The 16795-nt window shown below is 58.4% G+C and carries 10 protein-coding genes; 2 read left to right on the forward strand and 8 right to left on the reverse strand.

Features of this window, described 5'->3' with window-relative positions:
- Window positions 1–48 precede the first annotated feature (48 nt).
- Window positions 49–2181, reverse strand: a complete 2133-nt coding sequence (locus ACMDW7_RS03075) for a YjbH domain-containing protein (protein WP_414859600.1) — start codon at window positions 2179–2181, stop codon at window positions 49–51.
- A gap of 85 nt (window positions 2182–2266) precedes the next feature.
- Window positions 2267–2536 carry a hypothetical protein gene (locus tag ACMDW7_RS03080; RefSeq protein WP_377305675.1) on the reverse strand — a complete coding sequence of 90 codons (270 nt, stop codon included), beginning with the start codon at window positions 2534–2536 and terminating at the stop codon, window positions 2267–2269.
- A gap of 407 nt (window positions 2537–2943) precedes the next feature.
- Between ACMDW7_RS03080 and ACMDW7_RS03085 the strand changes: the two genes are divergently transcribed.
- Window positions 2944–5349, forward strand: a complete 2406-nt coding sequence (locus tag ACMDW7_RS03085) for an SLBB domain-containing protein (RefSeq protein ID WP_377305673.1) — start codon at window positions 2944–2946, stop codon at window positions 5347–5349.
- On the forward strand, window positions 5349–6539 hold the full coding sequence (locus tag ACMDW7_RS03090; protein ID WP_377305671.1) for a Wzz/FepE/Etk N-terminal domain-containing protein: 1191 nt from the start codon (window positions 5349–5351) through the stop codon (window positions 6537–6539). Before ACMDW7_RS03085 ends, ACMDW7_RS03090 begins: the two co-directional genes overlap by 1 nt.
- Before the next feature lie 179 nt (window positions 6540–6718).
- On the opposite strand, the gene ACMDW7_RS03095 is transcribed toward ACMDW7_RS03090, so the two are convergent.
- From ACMDW7_RS03095 to wzy, 6 genes are all read right to left on the reverse strand, one after another.
- On the reverse strand, window positions 6719–7960 hold the full coding sequence (locus ACMDW7_RS03095) for a glycosyltransferase family 4 protein (RefSeq protein WP_414859601.1): 1242 nt from the start codon (window positions 7958–7960) through the stop codon (window positions 6719–6721).
- Window positions 7948–9708 carry a heparinase II/III-family protein gene (locus tag ACMDW7_RS03100; RefSeq protein WP_377305667.1) on the reverse strand — a complete coding sequence of 587 codons (1761 nt, stop codon included), beginning with the start codon at window positions 9706–9708 and terminating at the stop codon, window positions 7948–7950. Before ACMDW7_RS03100 ends, ACMDW7_RS03095 begins: the two co-directional genes overlap by 13 nt.
- Window positions 9709–9820: 112 nt before the next feature.
- A complete protein-coding gene (locus tag ACMDW7_RS03105; RefSeq protein WP_377305665.1) occupies window positions 9821–11962 on the reverse strand; it encodes a bi-domain-containing oxidoreductase in 2142 nt (713 codons plus the stop codon).
- A 30-nt stretch (window positions 11963–11992) separates the two neighbouring features.
- Window positions 11993–13933 (reverse strand): asparagine synthase (glutamine-hydrolyzing), encoded by a 1941-nt coding sequence (gene asnB / locus ACMDW7_RS03110; RefSeq protein ID WP_377306158.1) that lies wholly within the window; start codon window positions 13931–13933, stop codon window positions 11993–11995.
- A gap of 112 nt (window positions 13934–14045) precedes the next feature.
- On the reverse strand, window positions 14046–15296 hold the full coding sequence (locus ACMDW7_RS03115) for a hypothetical protein (RefSeq protein ID WP_414859602.1): 1251 nt from the start codon (window positions 15294–15296) through the stop codon (window positions 14046–14048).
- Window positions 15297–15379: 83 nt separating this feature from the next.
- Window positions 15380–16771: an O-antigen polysaccharide polymerase Wzy gene (gene wzy, locus ACMDW7_RS03120; RefSeq protein ID WP_377305661.1), complete on the reverse strand. Its 1392-nt coding sequence runs from the start codon at window positions 16769–16771 to the stop codon at window positions 15380–15382.
- Window positions 16772–16795: the final 24 nt, after the last annotated feature.

Raw genomic sequence — 16795 nt, forward strand, 5'->3', positions numbered from 1 at the left:
CCGCATACACCGGCAAGAGCGCAAGGAACACGATGATTGGGCCGCGCATTACTTGGCCTCCGCATCGGCTGGCGCATCGGTGAAGCCTCGCAGGGCTTCCTTGCCGCGCAGGTTGTAGAGCATGCTGCGTTCAAACATGCCGATCAGATCAGCGGACTGATTGACCATCTGACCCACGTCCCGTGTCCAGGGCGCAAGCGAGAAGGTTGCTACCGCCGCGCTGTCACGAGTGAGCATGAGGTTTAGCGGCATGCTGATGAAGATGCCCTTGTCCTGATAGGGCTTTTCAGGTGTACCTGGGTTGGTAATGTCCCGTCCGTTGGTATGCGTGTACCAGAAGCCCATGGTGATGCCTGATGCAAAGCGGCGCTTCAGCTCGAAGCGTGCGCCCTCATCCTTGGCGAGGAAGCGTCCGGCGCGTACCGTGGCCAGCATGTCGTAGGGCAGGCGCACATGGCCAGAGACATAGCCTGTCACTGTGCTGTAGTCCCGGAAACCAGTGCCCTTGAAGTCGCGCTGGCGCAGCCAGTCACTCATGACGTCTGCCGCCCAGCGTCCGCTCGGCGCGACATACATCACCTGCGCACCCGCTCCGCCAAACATCTCTTCATACAGCCCGCCGGAAGCCCGGGCGTACCAGTTGGCAGCGGGTTGCCAGAACTGATTGAGCTGGAGTCGGTCCAGCTTCACATTCGCGCCGCGGAAGTACTCGGCTACGTCCGTTCGCACCCTGGGCAGCAGGGAATTGCTGGGCTGCTGCACGTCAGTCACAGTCTCTGCAATCCGGCCGCGAAGGTTGCCTTCCAGCGTCGTGCTTCGCGTGAATTCGTATCGGCCACCCAATTGCAGACCCAACTCGTACTTGAATGCACCGCTCGGGTCATTCAGGAAGATTCGCGTGTAGGGGCTCAAGCCGAGCGTGTTGCCGCGCGCATCATCAATGGCTAAGTTGCCCGCGCCCGCGGCGATGCGTGTGGCGACAGGAATGTCCTCCCGCTGCGCATACACCAGCGCTTCCAGCGTTGCATCGTCCAGCGGGCCGGGCTGGCTGCTGGCGTCCGCCGATTTCAGCTGGGTGTGCTGCTGCAGCGTCGCCAGCGTCGCGGTCCCTGCAAAGAAATCCGCCAGCACATCCAGGCGACTGAAGACGTAGGTCTTGGTCGCCATGCCGTTGATCATTGGCGTCAGTTCGATGCCCTTGGCCTCCACCGGCGTATGCGCGAGCACCAGACGCGCAGCCCGTGCCACGGCGCGAGACGCAAGCAGGTGCCGCGTGCTGGAGAACGCCACGCGCATCACGCTGCCGTCGTACTTCAGGCCCACATCCCGGAACCCTTCGCGGTCCATGCGGATGCGCAGGGTCTGCGCCCAGTCCGTATTGCTGTCCCACTCCGCCGTTGTGGGGCGCGTGTTCAGCGGCTGGTAGGCGGGCGCTTCAGCGACCCACGGCGCCCACTCCCGCTGATTCGTCGGCGCGCGCAACTGCACCAGCACACTGGGCTTGTTGTATGAAGAACCCACTTGAATGCCCCACCAATCGGACTGGTAGCCGATTGCGGCGTTGACGTGGCCGGTTTTGCGGTCAGCGAGTCCCGCTTGGACCGCGCCAGAGTCATTGCGATAGGCTGTTGCGTCGTACTCGACCAGACCGTACCAGCGCCTGTAAGCGCTCGGCCGATAGCGAATGCCACCAAAAACGCCGTCAATGCGCTGCCTTCCGTAGCCCGCAGTGAGATCTAAATCTCCCACAGACTTGCTGGCAACCAAGAACTCCGAGGGGTAGATCTTGGTGCCGAAAAGGTCCTCTCGCCCATACGCAATTTGCGGGATCCACGATTGGCCGAACGCCCCCTCTTTGAGCACTCGCAGTTTGAGTGCAATCGATTTGTCCTTCAAAGCCCCGTACTGCGGTCCGAGATCGGTAGGTACGCCGTCGACTCGTCGGTATCGCCCTGTAACCTCAAGAAAGGGCAAGGCCTGCACTGAGATGAGGGCATTTTGGTACGGCCTGCTGATGCTGAGGCCAGCTCGCAACACGCCATCGTTCTCCATGCGAGCGTCTGGCATTTCCAACAAGCCGGACATGCCGCTTGTGCTCATTTGCGCGTGGCTAGGAAAAGCGCCGAGCATGGCGAGGCCCCAAAGGGCGGCTTGGATGGGTAGCTTGCTCGATTCAGGCACGTCAGTGAAATGTGTCATTAGCAGCGTATCGCCTACCAAAGAAAAAGGCAGCCGAAGCTGCCTTTCCCCATACAGCAAGCGCGAATTACGGGCGAGCGGCGTGATGGGCGGTGGTTGCAGCGCCGTCGCTGGCGCTGGCAATGATGATCCCGCCCAGTACAACAACGCCGCCTACGACGACAACCGGGTTGACCTTGATGGCTTGCGCCCCACCCTGCTGAGCTGCAGCCTGGCCGACGGGCAGCGAAGCTTGGGGGGCGGTGACTTGAGCGGCGGCAACAGCGGCGGGTGCTTCAGCAGCCATGGCAGACAAGGACAGCAGCGAGGCTGCGGCGGCGATAGCGATACGCTTCATTGTTTCTTCTCCTAGGGGAAATAACGCCCGCGTCCGGGCAACTGGATTAGCCAAACTGATAACCCAGTCCGCTTTGTACCAGAGCGTCTAGGTGATCAGCAACCGGGCTTGCATGACAAGTTGGACCGTACCGCCTTTTCCGGCGTAGGGGATGTGGGGCAGACATTCATCCAACTCACCGCCTTTTTTCGGACATGAACACGAAGTCGCCCATTGGGGTCGCAATCGTCACAAGGCACAGCGTTCAGGCGGGCGCTAGCCATACACGACCGAGGATGGGTACCTGGGTCTGCTATCCTGCCCCGTCCAGGCTGAGCGAGCAGCTTCACCGCTGCGATTATGTGCTGCATCGCACATCGGCATTCAACGAGCGCGCTTCTTTATGCCCTTCGCGCCCGAGTTCGCGCTTGCATCAGTGGTTTTGGCGACAAATGGCAATCATTAACGTATTTTCACGCGTGGCAAGATGTGCCGGCGCCTTTGTTTTGTTGGGGCTTTGTAGCGTCTCGTCTGCTCAGCAACAGACTTCACCCGAAGATCTTCGCGGCGCGCTCCAGTCGCAACAGCCCAGCGGTGTACCGAGAATCGTCTCGAGAGAGGCAACAGATGTTCGGCGCGATCTTCCCGCGGCTCATTCCGTCCAGGCTACCGGCACGCAGGCACAGCAATCGCCCCTGAGCTCGCGCCAGATTGATGGGCTGCCGCCCAAGGCTCCGCCAACTGAGTTTGAAACGTTCGTCGAAAGCAGCGTTGGACAGCCTCTGCGTAGATTCGGGTCCGCGTACTTCGAGTCGTCGCGTGAAGGCATGTTCGAACTGGATGCCGCCGTTCCGGCCGACTATGTGGTTGGTCCCGGTGATGAGGTCTGGATTCGGGCAAGCGGCCAGATAGAAATGGATGTACGCGCCCGGGTGGACAGGACAGGGGCAGTTGTCATTCCTAGAGTGGGCGTGGTGCCAGTTGCTGGCGTTCGTCAAGACCAGTTGTCGGCCCACATCTCAGCGGCGGTCTCCCGGACTTTCAAAGGTTTCGACCTAAACGCCACCATCGGCACTGTCCGCGGCGCGCGCGTTTTGGTTGTGGGGCAGGCGAAGCGTCCGGGCAGTTACACGTTGAGCGGCTTAACAACCTTTGCTAACGCCGTGTTCGCATCCGGGGGGCCAAGTGGTGCCGGATCCATGCGCAAAATTCAGCTACGTCGGGGCGGGCAGCTTGTTGCTGAACTGGATCTGTATGACCTTCTGCTACGAGGCGAAACCAAGCAAGACGTACGCATTCAATCCGGTGATGTCATCTTCTACGCACCGATTGGTCGCCAGATTGCGGTAACTGGTGCCGTGAATGCGCCTGGCATCTTTGAGCTCGGTGCTGGCGCACAGTCATTGGCTGACGCAATCGCGTTTGCTGGGGGACTGTCAACCACAGCATCTGGGCAGCGCGTGGTCATGGAACGAATTCAAGATCGGAACGCCCGACGCGTTGAAGAGCTGAGCTTGGACGCGGCGGGTCTTGCCAAACCCCTGGCGGATGGCGATCTCGTACGGGTGTTTTCCGTGAGCCCTCAGTTTGCCAATGATGTCAATCTGCGTGGGTTCGTTGCCCAGCCAGCGCGACTAGCCTGGCGCGAAGGCATGCGCGTGAGCGACGTGATTCCTGATCGCGCCGCGCTCGTGTCGCGCGAGTATTGGCTGCGCCGCAATGGAGCCGTGGCGTCGTCTTCATTGACACCGTGGCAGGTCAGGACGCAAGGTGGTGCGATGGACGAGCCCTCCGGGGGCTCGGATTCCTACATGCGTCTGCGCCGTGGCGAGGTGCAAGAGACTGTTCAGAATCGTGCGGCGCAGTCGCTAGCTCAGGAAATCAGGCGGCAGGAATCGATCAACTGGGACTACGCGCTGATCGAGCGTCGCTCGGAGGATTCTTCGACGGAGCTCATTCCATTTGATCTTGGAAAGGCGGTCCTCGAACGGAACCCTGCAAGCGATGTTCCTCTGCGGCCGGGAGACACGATCACCGTGTTTTCAACGAGTGATATTCGTGTCCCCGTGTCTAAGCAATCCAGAGTCGTTCGTTTGGAAGGTGAGTTCATCAGGCCGGGCGTTTACAGAGCGCGGCCGGGCGAAACGCTGCGACAACTTGTTGAGCGAGTGGGCGGACTGGCCCCAACTGCGTATCTTCCCGCGGCAGAGTTGACGCGAGAGTCAACTCGAGTTGCGCAGCAACAGCGGTTGCGCGAGCTAGCGGATCGCTTGGAACGGGAGCTGCAGATCGCCAGTAGCAACAGAGCCGGTGGGGCCGGAACAGACGCCGCAGCAGTTGCCGCACAACAAGCAGCCCAATCCGCATTCGTAAGTCGCATACGTTCAGTGCAAGCGACGGGCCGGATTGTGCTGGAGTTGCCTGAGACCCCGAGTGCAGGTGACCTTCCTGCAATCCCCATTGAGGATGGAGATACCTTTTTCGTTCCGACCAGACCCTCGGTCGTCAGTGTGTTGGGTGCGGTCTACAACGAAGGCGCGTTCTTGCACACTGATGCAAAGAATGTCGCGGATTACTTGGGTCAAGCGGGCGGGCCGACGCGCACCGCTGATGACAGTCGCATTTATGTGGTTGGTGCGGACGGTGCCGTCAGTCAACGCCCTGGCTCCTGGTTCGGCATCCGAAGTGGCAAGAGACTGCTGCCAGGCGACACGATCGTGGTCCCGGAAACTCTGGACCGCTACGCGTTTACACGCGAACTCAAGGACTGGTCACAGATCTTTTATCAGTTCGCTTTGGGCGTAGCAGGCCTCCGAAGCTTGAGGGGGTTGTGATGAGTGAGTCGCCGGGACTGACGCCGGTAGAAGCTGTTCGCAGCGGGTTCGGCAATGCGGACGAGCGTGATTCGGGTGAAGTCGGCTTGATTGAAGTGGTGGAGGCGTTGCTTGAGCGCTGGAAGCTGCTCGTTATCGCCCCGATTGTGGCAGGCTGTGCTGCCCTCGGAGTGGCATTCCTTGTTCCACCGACGTTTACGGCGCGAACCCTGATCATGCCGCCGCAGCAGCAGCAAAGCGCAGCCGCAGTCGCCCTGCAGTCTCTCGGTGCACTCGCTGGGATCGCGGGCGCGGGCGGGGCGGTTCGCAGCCCGGCTGATCAGTACGTGGCATTGATGCAGTCGAACAACGCCGTCGATCGTCTGATCGATCAGCACAAACTGACCGACGTGTATGACGTCAAGTTCAGGTCCGATGCGCGTAGGGAGCTGGATGAACGATCACGCATCAACGTGGGGCGCAAGGATGGTCTGATCGCGATTGAAGTTGATGACCGCGACCCGGTGCGCGCTGCAGCATTGGCTAACGGATACGTCGACCAACTTCGCCGCCTGACCACCGAACTGGCGGTGACCGAAGCGCAGCAACGGCGCAAATTCTTTGAGAAGCAGCTCGAGCAAACCCGGCAGCAGCTCAAGGACGCCCAGTCCACGCTTCAGGCTGCAGGCTTTACTGAGGGTACCCTGCGTGCCGAGCCAAAGGCCGCTGCCGAGGCATATGCGCGGCTTCGTGCAGAAGTCACAGCGGCCGAGGTCCGGCTGCAGACCATGCGCGCTTACCTGAGCGAGACCTCTGCAGAGTTTGTTCAGGCGCAGGGCGTACTCTCGGCGCTGCGCGGACAGCTCGCCAGGCTCGAATCGACCAACACCCCGGCGTCTAGCAGCGACTACATCAGCAAGTTCCGAGACTTCAAGTACTACGAAACCCTGTTCGAACTGTTTGCAAAGCAGTTTGAACTTGCCCGCGTTGATGAGAGTCGAGAAGGGGCGCTTGTACAGGTGGTTGACATAGCGACGGCCCCAGAGCGCAAGAGCAAGCCGAAGCGCGGCTTGATTGCAGCGGCTGCTGCAGTGCTAGCTTTTGGCGTGCTGAGCCTTTTTGTGCTTGTCAGGTTCTTCTTGGCGCGAACCCCGCTGGATCTCTCGGCCGCACCACGCTTGCGTGCAATGATGGAGCGCCGCAGGGACTGAGAGCACCGCATTGGCCCCGGCGTTGAGAGTTTGTCTAGCGCTGCACCCGACGGACGGTCTGCCAAACGCGGCGTTCGCGTGACAGTGACGCTGGCACAAGCTTCTCGCGGTAACCCCGTCAGAGCGCCAAATTCCTCAGGCCACGACAAGACGTGGCCGGCGTTGCGCCGCAACGCCGCTTAACGGGCTAAGCGCGTACGCCAAACACTCTCGAGTACGGCAACCCACCGGTCTGCGAGTGCCTGCCTGTCGAACTCGCGCTTGGCCAGCTCGCGGCCGCGAAGACCCATGGCCTTCAGCGCGGTGCGATCACTGGCTGCCGCTTCCAGGGCGTCGGCAAATGCGGAAGGATCCTCAGGAGCGACCGCAAACCCGCAGCGGTGTTCATTAATCATGTCCGCCAGCCAACCGGGATAGTTATTGAGGACCGGGAGGCCCGCGGCGATGTAGTCGAAGAACTTGTTTGGAGACGTTCCGAAGTAGAACGCAGGCACGTTAGCCAACACTTGGAGACCGATGTCGGTCGACGCCATCAGCCCTGCAAGTCGTGACTTGCTCACTGGGTCATGAAAGATGACATTGTCCAATCCCAGTGCTGCAGCGCGCTGCTGCAAGGCAGGCTTGAGCTTGCCGTTGCCTATCAGGAGCAGCTTGATATCGCTTCGCTCGCGTCGCTTGAGTTCGGCTGCAGCGTCAAGCACTGCGTCCAAGCCGTTCGCCATGCCATGTGTGCCCGCAAACACCGCCAAGAGGTCAGAATGCGAAACGCCATCCGGGCGCCAAGGCACCGCCTCATCACCGAACAGGTTCAGGTCACAGCCGTTCGGGACCAGCGTGACCCGTTGCCTAGAAACGCCTCGGTGAGTGATCCCGTCAACGATGCCAGGCGACAAGCCAATGAGTGCATGAGCAGAGCGGTAGCTCATCCACTCCAATGCGCCCAGTGCTCTCAGTACCAGTGGATTGCGAATGACGCCCATCGCTCGTGGAAGCTCCGGCCAGAGATCGCGCACCTCGAACACGAAGGGCTTGCCGCGCAACCATCGTGCCGCGATACCTGGAATACCCGCCGTGAGCGGAGTGGTCGTGGCAAAGACGAGATCACAGGGCTCGCGCAGCGCAATCAGCACGCTGCGCATCGCGAACTTCAAAAACGTCCACGAGCGCTTGAGGAAACCGTCGTGATTCGAGTAAGCGAGATCCAGCTCGATAACCTTAATCCCATCCACCCAGCCTCGGCGAGCGCCGCCTGTAAACGGGCCGCTCAGACCCGTATCGCCCCCGCCCATGCTCCCGCACACCATGGTCACTTGGTGGCCGCGTGAAATCAGGCGCTGGGCCATGGCGTAAGAGCGGATCCCACCCGCGCCGCGGGGGGTGACGAAATGCTGGTGGAAGTACAGAACCTTCATTGTGCCCATTGATATTCTGTAGTTAGTTGGCCAGGCTCGCAGATCTCGACTTCGAGCACAGGCGTCGGTTTCTTTTCCAGGTAGTGCAGCGACTCCCAGCCCTGGACCAGCGCACATCGGCGAAACGAGGTCGAAGACGTGACCTTCACAGTATGGCCGTGGCTATTTCTCAGCAGCACATGCGAGCCTTGTGCGTGATGCATGACCGGATCTTGTGTCCAATCACCTGGTGCGAGGCGCCAGCGCAGCACCGCAGCCTGCCAAAAGCCGGATACCTGATCGTCGATCGCGAGCATGGAGTCGCTCAGGGTCAACCGGCGGTGGTGGCGCGCGCCAGCGCGGTCGCAGTAGCCTGCAGCCGCGCTGGCGCGGCTCTCGTCCGACGCAGGAGCTTCAAAGCCCTCCGTGCGCAGCCAGTCGCCCAGCAGAAATCGGCTGATGCGCGGCATCTGCTCGCGGCTGTCAAACTGGACCGTGTTGTGCCCCTGGGTACCGCCGAAGTACTCGAGCCACTGAGCATCCGTGTTGTAGCTGTACGTTCCCGCGTCCCGCAGCAAGGGCTGTCCATCAAGCCATAGGTCTGTGTGGAGTACATCGGCCTGACTGGGCCGGAAGCGGAAGCGCGGGTATCTCAACAGGACCATGGCACCGCCCTGTCGCAGAACCAGAAATCCGCCATCGTCGGCCTGCATGGTTCCTGCCGCCTCGGCAACCTGTGTTGGTGTCTGCACACCAAGCCACTGCAGGGCGTCGTTCCAGGCGCCGGCCTCCGGGTATGCGCGCTGGTTAGCGAAGAGCGCCATGCCAAGTTGAATGCTTGGTCGGTAGTCGCGATACGGTGTGTCGACCAGCTGGAGCAGCCGTGCTCCATCATTGGCGCCCACGTTCGGCCCGTCTCCGCTGATTGGATCGGTTAGTGCATGGAGCCATTGAGTGGCAGCCAGAGCTCGAGATTTCCAGCGATCGCTGAACGCTTCCAGCCCAAGATGCCGTCTCCAGCATTCGGCCAGACTGAAGGTGTCGAGCATTACGCGGTGATAGTTCAATGAGTACTGGCTGAACGTGCCTTGCTCGCCAATCAGACGTGCAGCACGGTTCTCCAGCCACCGACGGCCTTTCCCCGCCCACGTAGCGCCTCTGGCGTGGCCGTGTGCGTCAAGCCAGCTACCGCCGATAAACAGCGCGGCAGCCTCGGAAGTCCCATGATTGTTGTCCTGGGCCATGGCGTACTGCAGCGTGGGTTCAATGCGCTGCAGGTGCAAAGCGATCAGATGTCGCAATGCGGGCAGCGAATCGCGAGTCTGACCCAGAATGATCGCGGCACATGCCAGATGCATGACTCGAATTGAAGCCTCCTGCCCGCACTTCCAGTTCGGCCCAAGATAAGGCGGGTTGCTTCTGCACCAATCGGCCAGCCATGCGTTCAGCTTGTTCAGCGCTTCAGCCTCGCCCTGCCGCGCGCGCTGCGCAAACGCAATCACCCAGTCCATCCGGGAGAATTCCCAGATCAACTTGATATCTCCAACCACCGGGTCGAAGTCAGGGATCTCCCACCAGTGGCGCTCTGGATGCGGAATACGTTGACCCGTCAGCGGGTTGGCGAGCCAGTCCGGCGGGTCATTGCCAATCCAGATCGGCCACCGGCCGAACAGGAGTGCAGAGCTCGTCCATGAGCTCACCGCCGCTGCGTCTGCTGCAGGCAGGCTTGACGCGCTGAAGAACGATCCTTGCGGCAACGCTCCGCGCAGGCGTCGCACCGGGTTCAGCCCAATGCGTACGCCAAGCCGGTAGCCCACAGCGCGCGCAATGTTCGGCAGTCCAAGTGCCAGCGCAGTTCGCGCCTTGAGTGCCCAGCCGGCCATGCCGCGGCTACTGCGCCCGAAGAATGTCAGCGACCTCGATGGTCACGCGGGCCACTTCGAAGATTTCATCCGGTGCAATTGCCGGCGTACCGCGCTCGATCGCCTGGAGAAACGCTGCAGCGCAAGCCTGCTGACCCTTGTCCTGCTTCCAGAGATTCATTGTGTTGAAGCCCGGCCAGCCATAGCCCTTCAATTTGCGGAAGTTGTCCAGCTGCAGCACCCGCCCGGCGGTGAATACCTCCACGCGCTCCTTGGGGAAGCTGGCCGCACCGTTTGCAAAGTAAAGAATGGTTCCGAACGAGCCATCCGCAAATCCCAGCGTGATGGACGCCTTGTCCTCAGTGATCAACACACCTGGGGAGTCGCCCATGCGCCGTGCCTGCACCGAGACAATCGGGTGACCAGCGAGATAGCGCATCAGATCGATAAAGTGGCACGCCTCGCCAATGATCCGCCCGCCGCCCACTGAAGCGTCCTGTGTCCAATGGTTCGCCGGGATGGCCCCGGCATTCATTGTCATGATGAAACTCTTGGGCTCCTTCACGGCGTCCAGCAAGCTCTTCATCTTCTGAACCTGCGGCGAAAATCGCCGATTGAAGCCAACCATCACCTGCGTACCCCTGCCAGAGGTGCGGGTCTGCGTTGCATCAAATTCGGCGTGGACGGCCGCAAGCCCTTCCTTGTCGATCGCTAGGGGCTTTTCCACAAACACGTGCTTGCCCGCTCGCAAAGCCTGCGCCACAAAGCGTGCGTGCGTGTCATGCCGGGTCACGATGGCCACGGTGTTGATCGCGCTGTTTTCCAGCAGCGCATTCAGGTCCGTGGAGGCTTCCGCGAACCCTGCTTTCTCGCCATGGATCACCCCGTTGATCCCGCCTGCGGTGACTATCGTGTGGAACTGGGCTCCAGCCGCCTTGAACGCAGGGATCAGCATCCGTGATGCATAGTTGCCGGCTCCGATGAAGCCCATCACTGGCCGTTGAGGAGAAAAAGCCGCGGCCGCGTTCAAGGTCACCCGCCGCGTCATGCGCTGCTCGGCTGCAGAACGATAAATCAGCAGCATGCCTAGCCCCGCTTTGTCGGCGGTCAGCGCCTCATAGGCCTTGGGTGCGTCCTCAAAGGCAAAGCGGTGCGTAATCAAAGGCTTCACGTCCAGCTGGCCGCTGGCCAGCATGTCCAACACAGCCTCGAAGTTGCGCTGCTCCGTCCAGCGCACAAACCCTAGCGGGTAGTCCTGGCCCTTCTCTTCGTAGAGCGGGTCGTAGCGCCCCGGTCCGTAGGAGCAGCTGACCTGAAAGCTCAGTTCTTTCTCGTAGAAATCGGCCCGGTTCAGCTCCAGACCCGTCACCCCGACGAGCACGATCCGCCCGCGCTTGCGGCTCATGCGCGCGGCCTGGGTCACCGGATCGCTGGATGCGGTGGACGCTGTGATGATTACGCCGTCCACACCCTGGCCGCGACTGAACGCCAGCCCTGCTGCTACAGGATCCTCCCCCGCGCCAGGGTTGCAGGTCTGCGCGCCAAACTGCCGAGCCAAGGCCAGCTTGGTGTCGTCGAAATCGACGGCGAGCACCCTGCAGCCCTGCGCACGCAGGAGCTGGACGGTTAGCAACCCGATCAAGCCTGCACCCGTGACGACGAATGCCTCGCCCAGCGTCGGTTGCGCCAGCCGGATGCCCTGCAAGCCGATGCTGGCGACGACGACAAACGCTGCCGACTCGTCATCGACTCCGTCTGGGATCCGGGCGCACAGGTTCTTGGCCACCTTCACAACATCAGCGTGCGGGCCGTTGGAAACCACACGGTCTCCTACCTTGAAGCTGTCAACATCGGTTCCGACCTCCGCCACCACACCAACATTGCAGTAGCCCAGAGGCAGGGGTTGCGCGAGTTTTGAGCGCACAGCTTCGATGGTTGTCATCAAACCGTCCGTCGCAACCTTCTCAAGAACCATCTTGACCTTTTCCGGTTGCTGGCGTGCTTTATCAAGGTATGAAGCTTTCCCGAAACCCACCAACATTCGTTCTGTGCCCGCCGAAATCAGGCTGCAGGTTGTCGATATAAGTAAGGAATGGCGACTCGATACCGGCGTTGGTGCCTTCAGCACCTCTGTAACTCCGGATTGCATATGCTGGACGATTTGTTCCATAGACTGTTATGGGTATCTAAACACCAGAGTTCAAAGGTTAGGATCGAGCGCGTAGTTGCCATCAATGTACTGACGGCACCAGAGCTCAAGGCAGATCAGGGAAAAAATCGTATAGGTGGCGTCTATCTGACCACGGTGATCACGATTTCGAAGCTCGCGCACCGCAGCCGCATCAAATATCCCGCGCGCTCGCAAACTACTTTCAGAAAGTGCGTCCTCGGCCAGTGGTTTGAGAATTGTCTGGAGCCAATGCCTCAAGGGTACGCCAAACCCAGTTTTCGGTCGGTAAATCACATCCGACGGTAAATAGGGTTCCATTGCCTTTTTGAAGATCCACTTACCGATGCGCCCGTGCTGCTTCAGATTGGAAGGCAGCGAGCAGGCAAGGTCCACCAAGTCAAGATCCAGGAGTGGTACGCGCACCTCAACGCCAGCAGCCATACCCATCTTGTCCGTGTAGTTTAAGTTATGGTCTGCTAGAAAGTGCTTGCATTCGAGGTACAGCATGCGGTTGAGCGGAGCCTCAGCGGCTGGCAACTCACCTAGTGTTTTCAGCATCGGGCTGAACAAATCCTCGGCCGTCAGTCCAGCACGCAAATCGGGACTAAGCAAAGACAGCGCGTCGCCTGGGTTTGCCCAAAGGAAATAGCTCACCAATCGCTTGTCTGCATCTTGCCCAGCATACTGAAACGCCTTGCGAATTCGCCGCGTAAGTGGGCTGCTGACTGGCAAGAGGCTGGTCGTCTGGGCAAGACCTCTGCGCAAGGTCTGTGGCAAATTCGCCCACCAACGCTCTTGCATGAAGGCGTAGTGACGTCGATACCCAGTAAAGATATCGTCACCTCCAGACCCGGACAAAAGCACCTTGATACCCTGGCTGCGGGCAAGTTCAGAAATCAACAGCGTGTTCAGCGCAGCTGGATCCGGTGTCGGCTCGTCGAGCAGGTAGATCATCTCAGGCAGGCGATTCATCATTTCTTTGCCGGCCTGCACAACGTGTAGGTCCACGCCCAGATGATCGGCCACTCTTCGTGCGTAGGGCAGATCGTCGGCAAATCCTTCAGCCGCAGTGGACCCGTCGCGCACTTCAATGCTGAAGCATTGCAAGCGCCCCGAGGTGCCCGCACCCTGCTTCTCCCTATGCTGTTGCGCAAATGCGGCAACGGCAGAGGAGTCCAGCCCGCCAGACAGAAAGGCGCCAAGCGGTACGTCCGAGACCATCTGCCGCTCGACTGCAGTGCGAACGGCCATACCGACAGCGTCCGCCGCGGCCGCGACCGTCTTTGGGGCGGACAATCGATTGAACTTGAGAGGTCGGTACGGTTCGTCCGAGATGATCCGCCCATCCTTAACACGGAGAACGTGGCCAGGTAGAACTTTGTGAACATCCCTGACCAAGGTGTCTCGCCCCGGTGACCACAGAAACCCAATGTGAGCCAAGACGGCGTGAGCAGCTAGGTGTGGTTGCACGACACCACACCGCAACAATGCTTTCATCTCACTGGCAAATGAAAAACCATTGGCACTCTCGGAGTAGTACAGAGGCTTTACCCCGATAGGGTCCCGCACCAGCGTCAACAACCCCTTGTCTTGTTCCCAGAATGCTGCCGTAAAGATTCCGTTAAGCCGACCGAAACACTCACTGCCATCGCGTGCAAACAGGTAAAGCAGCACCTCAGAGTCAGAGTGCCCATTAAACCGATAGCCATCGGCCTCCAGTTCTGTGCGAAGCTCACGAAAGTTGTAGATTTCCCCATTGAATACCATTGCGACGCGCTGATCGGGAGTTACCATCGGCTGATGGCCAGCGCTGCTCGTGTCAATAATCGATAGTCGAACGTGGGATAAGGCTAGTCGCCCATCTACGGAAGTCCAGTACCCACAGCCATCAGGCCCGCGACGGCGTAAAAGCTGGTTTGCTGAACTCGCATTATATCGAGGCGAATCAAGTGCACCGCTTATTCCGCACATTTTTTTCCAATCAAGAAAATATTCATGAAGCAGTCGTGATTTTTCGCGAAGTTGGACGTTGAAGTATTCGGTGAGAGCGTTGGGTTGTGCATGTTTGTTGCTTATTGAAGAGTCATGTCTGCATCCTTGTCGACTTTTTGGCAAGGAGCAAAAGCAAGTATGCAGGAAGTGCTGCAAGCCAGGTCGCGAGCGTTACGCAAACCGCCATGTGCACCACATCGGTAATTAACCCAAACAGAACCGCGCACCCAAGAAAAATGATCTCGAAAATCGCTATCATTGATGAAGTTGCAAACCATCCGCGAGCAACTGCTGCACCCCCTGAGACAACTAGGAAAGCGCGAGCCGGTAAGCCCGCAGCCAACAAGAGTACAAGTGCTGCAGCGTTGCTATACTGACTTCCGAGAACGTTTAGATGGAGCGCGGCAGCAATCGCGGTCATAATACAGAGTCCTGCAGCTGTCAATTTGTAAACTTTGCGGCTGGCAACTGCAAAGCTTTTTGCGAATTCATCTCTATCATCCGATGCTTGGATCAGTCTTGGTAGTTGAGCTTGCATCGCCGTAGAAATTAGCAACAATGGCGCAAACATCATCAATGTTGCGAGGCTATACAGTCCAATCTCATCTCGGGCGTTCAAGAGCTTTGGGAGTATTAGGATTGGCAAGTTATCGGCGAAAGCGCGCACTAAGAATGCATAATTAGGAGCCAATCCTTGTGCTCCCATTTTTCCTAGCATCCTAAATGTGGGTATTGCAGGTGAAAAAGTTGTTGGTGCAAGGCGGCGAATAAGTAGCCACAAAATGAGTGCCAAAGTTAATTCAAACGTGAAGCGTGCGACAACCCAGCCCCCAGTGCCAAAGACGAGGGCTGCGGATCCTAGCGTCAATATCGCTACTACAGCAAAGCCCAAGACCTGTAGACAGACGTGATGGGTTGCTTCTCGCCCTTGCGTGTGCGCAATCAGAATGCGAATTGCATTTGCCGGGATTAGTGTTCCTAGGATAATGAACAGATACGCCTGTTGCGTTGGGATACTAGGAGCGAAACCAATGAGCGTTAGTAAAGCGGTCGCTGCCAAGAACACGCAACTAACCAAGGTCGTTAGAGTTAACGCGATAATTGCAAATGACAAGGACTCGTTGTAAAGCGCGAACACCGCGGATTGCCGAAAGACTAGAGAGGGCATCCCGCATGAGGTTGCGAGAAGAACGAGCACAAATACCGACTCCAGCCAACGAATCTCACCGAGGGTTGTAGGTCCAACGATCAGTCCAACCAAAATTTGGCTAGCGATAGGTAAACCTTGGATGCTGAGCGTCAGTGCGAGTACTGAGAGCTGTGGAGACCAAGTTGTTCTCATCGCGCTAAGTTGAACCAGCTATGGAGCTGAGAGCAGCGCGGGCGGCTGCGATCGAGCGTACATGGCGTCAGTCGTTGCAGGATTCATCGAGTTGTTTGCGATGTAGGTGCCGCACTTGGTTTTCTCAGTGCTCGCAATTGACCCGTGGCGGAATTCCTTCTGTCTAATGCCACTTTTCGTTCGCTCAACGAAAATTTTGCACCTATATAAATCCCAATCATGATTAGTAGCGGTGCGAAGAGTTCACCCCTAATGAAGTGGAGTGATAAAGCGCCCGCAGTGGCAACCCAAACCAAGTCCATCGCGGTGCGTGGGCGACCCGTGCGCCAAGGTGCATCTATTCTCCTAAGGATCAAGCCGATTAGTGCGCAGAGCAGTATGTAGCCAAGCCACCCAAAATTCATATATGCTTCGCCAAAGATCCCTGGTGGCATTGTTGTGCTTTCTCGTGCAACTATTTCCGGCCAAAAGGCTAAGGTGTGCACGCCTGCAGCCGTTAGTGGTTTGATGCTTATAAACTGCTGGGGGATGACAAGCGAGAGTATAGCAATGTATGTGTCACCCAAGGCGTAGTTCAGTTCTTTTGGCATTGCGTCAATCAAAACTGTCAAGTTTTGGATTTGCATGAAATTGCCGGTCACTTGAGTCCAGAAGAAGGTGAACCATCCATCGAGGGTGAGCTTGTCTTTGTCGACGCCAATGATTAGGGCTTCGCGAAACACGAATTCATACAGCAGGAGTAGGTTTACCCCTAGAAAACCAGCTGCCACTAGTGGTGCGAGGCGAACTTGGCGCGTGGTCGCGAGCTTTATAATGATTACACCAAGGGCGAGGATGAAAATATTGGCTTTTTGGCCCAGTAAAAGGAGGGCTGGCAGCGTAGCGCAGATGGCGAGCCACTCGTACCTCCGTGGGATGCTGTTGTTTACTGCTCGCGCGGCTGATACGGCGAAGCAGGCGCCAATGAGCATGTTGACTGGCAGGAAAAAGGCGTTTAGCCCGGCAAATAGCGTGATTCGATCACCGAGGTTCGCCAATAAGCTCCAAAGGCCGCCAACAAGTTGAATGCCAATCAAGAGGATCCCAAAAACCATCCCAAAAAGGAGGGTAATCCTAAGGCCAGCTATTTTGCCACCAATAGAGCGCTGAGGCCAAGTAGTTTGAGCTGGGTTTTTAGAGGGGTGCGAGCAAACCCGTCCTATCCCTCTTGAGCAGATCGACAGAGTTAATCCACCGAGTGTCACGAGCACCAGCGCTTGCGTCAGCGCTGCTTCCTTGTCATGAAATGCAAACCCCCAAATTGTTGACCAACCATCCGAGCCGTCCAAAAAAAATGGTATGGGAAGATAGTATCCAAATATATAGAACACAACCCAAAAATTGGAGGCAAGTCGAACAGAGCTTTCACGGCTTTGCCCAATAAAGTGAGCGCCAAGCAGTACAGTAAGCAGCAGTAGGGCTAGCGGCCATATCATGTCAAGACGCTCTCTTCAGTTCTG

This window comes from Piscinibacterium candidicorallinum (genome assembly GCF_047549485.1).
Classification (GTDB): domain Bacteria; phylum Pseudomonadota; class Gammaproteobacteria; order Burkholderiales; family Burkholderiaceae_C; genus Piscinibacterium; species Piscinibacterium candidicorallinum.

What these genes read in the sequence shown, in the direction of transcription:
- ACMDW7_RS03080 (WP_377305675.1), bottom strand. Translation starts at nt 2,536, where the DNA reads ATGAAGCGTATCGCTATCGCCGCCGCAGCCTCGCTGCTGTCCTTGTCT.
- ACMDW7_RS03090 (WP_377305671.1), top strand. Translation starts at nt 5,349, where the DNA reads ATGAGTGAGTCGCCGGGACTGACGCCGGTAGAAGCTGTTCGCAGCGGG.
- ACMDW7_RS03095 (WP_414859601.1), bottom strand. Translation starts at nt 7,960, where the DNA reads ATGGGCACAATGAAGGTTCTGTACTTCCACCAGCATTTCGTCACCCCC.
- ACMDW7_RS03105 (WP_377305665.1), bottom strand. Translation starts at nt 11,962, where the DNA reads ATGGAACAAATCGTCCAGCATATGCAATCCGGAGTTACAGAGGTGCTG.
- asnB (WP_377306158.1), bottom strand. Translation starts at nt 13,933, where the DNA reads ATGTGCGGAATAAGCGGTGCACTTGATTCGCCTCGATATAATGCGAGT.
- ACMDW7_RS03115 (WP_414859602.1), bottom strand. Translation starts at nt 15,296, where the DNA reads ATGAGAACAACTTGGTCTCCACAGCTCTCAGTACTCGCACTGACGCTC.
- wzy (WP_377305661.1), bottom strand. Translation starts at nt 16,771, where the DNA reads ATGATATGGCCGCTAGCCCTACTGCTGCTTACTGTACTGCTTGGCGCT.